The following is a 2,816-nucleotide window of genomic DNA, read 5'->3' as shown; positions in this document are numbered from 1 at the left end:
GGGGCTTTAGTCCGAACCCCCATCCTTGGGCGTGCCACCTTGCCTCCGCCGCCGCCCCCCACCCCCCCCCGGCCCGCCCCGCTGGGCGGGCCCCCGGCGGGCGGGCGGGGGGCCCGGCCGAAACGGCGGGGCGGCCCGGCGCGGTACGGGTGTTCGCCGCCCGCGCGCACGTGCGGCCGGCGGACCGGCCGGACTCGAGGGAAAGTCGAGGACCCCTGCCTAGCGTCGACCGCGGCGGCCGGAGCTGCCGGCCGTGCTGTCGTTGCGTGCTGCGGCCCGCCGGACCTGATGCCGGCGACGCCCCGACGCACAGTCCGCCTCCAGAAAGGATGCTCGGATGAGCACCGCCAACCCCCCATCCCCGGGCGGAGGAACGAAGGGCACGGTCCTCTGGGCCATCCTCGTCACCGGCCTCGCCTCCTTCATGGCGGGCCTGGACAACCTCGTGATCATCACGGCGCTGCCCACCATCAAGGACGAACTCGGCGGGAGCCTGAGCGACCTCGAGTGGACGGTCAACGCCTACACCCTGTCCTTCGCGGTGCTGATGATGTTCGGTGCCGCCCTCGGCGACCGCTTCGGCCGGCGCCGCGTATTCGGCCTGGGCCTGCTGCTGTTCACCGCGGCGTCCGCGGCCGCCGCCCTGGCACCGGGCGTCGGCGCGCTCATCGCCGCCCGCGCCGTGCAGGGCGCCGGAGCGGCCGTCATCATGCCGCTGTCGGTCACCTTGCTGACCGTCGCCGTACCGCCCGAGAAACGCGGCTCCGCGCTCGGCATCTGGGGCGCGATCAACGGCCTGTCGATCGCCGCCGGACCCCTCGTCGGCGGAGCCGTCGTCGAGCACCTGTCCTGGCAGTGGATCTTCTGGCTCAACGTCCCCATCGGCCTGGCCCTGGCCCCGCTGGCGTTCCGCAAGCTCGGCGAGAGCCGGATCACCGACTCCCGCCTGGACGCGGTGGGCACCGTGCTCTCCGGCGTGGGCCTGTTCGGTATCGTCCTCGGCCTGGTCAAGGGCCACGAGGAGGGCTGGACCTCGGCCCTGGTGCTCGGCTCCCTGATCGGCGGCGCCGCCGTCATGGCCGTGTTCGTGGCCTGGGAGAACACCACCGACCGGCCCATGGTGCCGATGCGCATGTTCCGCAACCGGGCCTTCACCGGCATCAACCTGGCCGGCGTACTGATGTCGGTCGGCATGTTCGGCGCCATCTTCCTGATGACCCAGTTCCTGCAGAACATCCAGGGCTACAGCGCGATGGACGCGGGCGTACGGCTGCTGGCCTGGACGGCCATGCCGATGGTGGTCGCACCGATCGGCGGCATGATCTCCGACCGCATCGGCGGCAAACCCGTCGTCACCCTCGGCCTGGCCATGATGACGGCCGGCATGGCCTACTGGGCGTTCGTCCTCGAACCCGACGTCTCCTACGTCGAGCAGCTGCCGTCACTGATGATCTGCGGCGCGGGCATGGCCCTGTTCTACGCGCCGCTGATGAACCTCACCATGGGCTCGGTCGCCGAGCACGAACAGGGCATCGCCTCCGGCGTCACGGCCGCCACCCGCGAGCTCGGCGCCGCCTTCGGCGTCGCCCTGCTGGCCTCCATCTTCAGCGCCAACGGCGGCTACGCCTCACCGCAGAACTTCGTCGACGGCCTGGTCCCCGCCATGTGGGTGGGCGCCGTCGCGGTGGCCCTGGCCACCGTGGCCATGCTGGTCGTCCCCGGCCGGCGCGCCGCGCCCGCCGCCCCGGCACCCGGCACCCCCGAGTCCGCACCGGCCCCCGCCGAGCAGGCACCGCCGGCCGCGGTGCGCTGAGCACCCCCTCACCACCCCGCGCGCCCGGACCCACCGGGCGCGCGTCCCTGTGCACACCCCGCCGGCGACAGGCCGCCAGAGACGAACCGAGGGACATATGGCAATCGAGGAGATGAAGGTCCGCGACGCCTTCAGGATCATCCCGTCATCCCTGCCGGACAACCGCGGGTACTTCTTCGAAGCCTGGCGGACGAGCGAGCTGACCGCGGCGAGCGGGCAGACGTTCACCGTCCGGCAGGTCAACTACTCGGTGTCCAGGCGCAACACGCTGCGCGGCATCCACGGCACGACGCTGCCGCCGGGCCAGGCGAAGCTGGTGACCTGCGTGCGCGGCGCCGCGCTGGACGTGGTCGTCGACCTCAGGGTCGGCTCGCCCACGTTCGGCATGTTCGACACCACCCTGCAGGAGGCCGGCTCGGGCATCGGCGTCTACCTCGCGGACGGCCTCGGACACGCCTTCCTGGCGCTGACCGACGACACCTGCATGAACTACCTGTGCTCCGAGGAGTACGTGCCCGGCACGATGGTGGACATCCAGGCCCTCGACCCCGACATCGGCATCGACTGGAACACCTCCGGGCCCTTCATCAGGTCCCCCAAGGACACCGACGCCCCGACCCTCGCCGAGGCGGTCCGCCAGGGCCTGCTGCCCACCTACGAGCAGGCGAAGGCCTCCTACCGGACGCCCTGACCGGCACCGCCGAGGGGCCGCCCCCCAGGAAGAAAAGGGGGGCGGCCCCTTGCCGGTGCGGCAGGTTCCCGTTTCACACCGTGCCCCCGGCGCACCGCCGGGGGGGCGGCCGGCCGCGGCCGGGGCCCCCGACATAGGGGAGCCCGGGGGCCGGCCCGCCGCGCCCCCGCGCGGGCGGGGGGGCGGGGCGGGGCCGGCCCGGCGCTCGTGGTAGTGGGGGCTGCGCCGGGGCGCGCGGGGCTCCCCGCCCGGGGCGGCGCGGGCGCCCACGGCCGCCGCGCTCACCGGTGCAGTCGGGGACGGTGCGGGCAT

General features: G+C 73.7%; 2 protein-coding genes. Both read left to right on the top strand.

Features of this window, described 5'->3' with window-relative positions; genetic code table 11:
• Positions 1 to 337: 337 nt before the first annotated feature.
• Complete coding sequence (locus ACFWJB_RS24860) at positions 338 to 1,813, top strand: DHA2 family efflux MFS transporter permease subunit (protein WP_386924945.1); 1,476 nt, start codon at positions 338 to 340, stop codon at positions 1,811 to 1,813.
• 97 nt (positions 1,814 to 1,910) lie between these two features.
• Entirely contained in the window at positions 1,911 to 2,504 is a 594-nt protein-coding gene (locus ACFWJB_RS24855) for a dTDP-4-dehydrorhamnose 3,5-epimerase family protein (protein WP_385473585.1), read from the top strand.
• The last annotated feature ends 312 nt before the right edge of the window (positions 2,505 to 2,816 follow it).

It is taken from the genome of Streptomyces sp. NPDC127100, assembly GCF_042724095.1.
Classification (GTDB): domain Bacteria; phylum Actinomycetota; class Actinomycetes; order Streptomycetales; family Streptomycetaceae; genus Streptomyces.
This window is presented reverse-complemented; position numbering and strand designations above follow the sequence as displayed.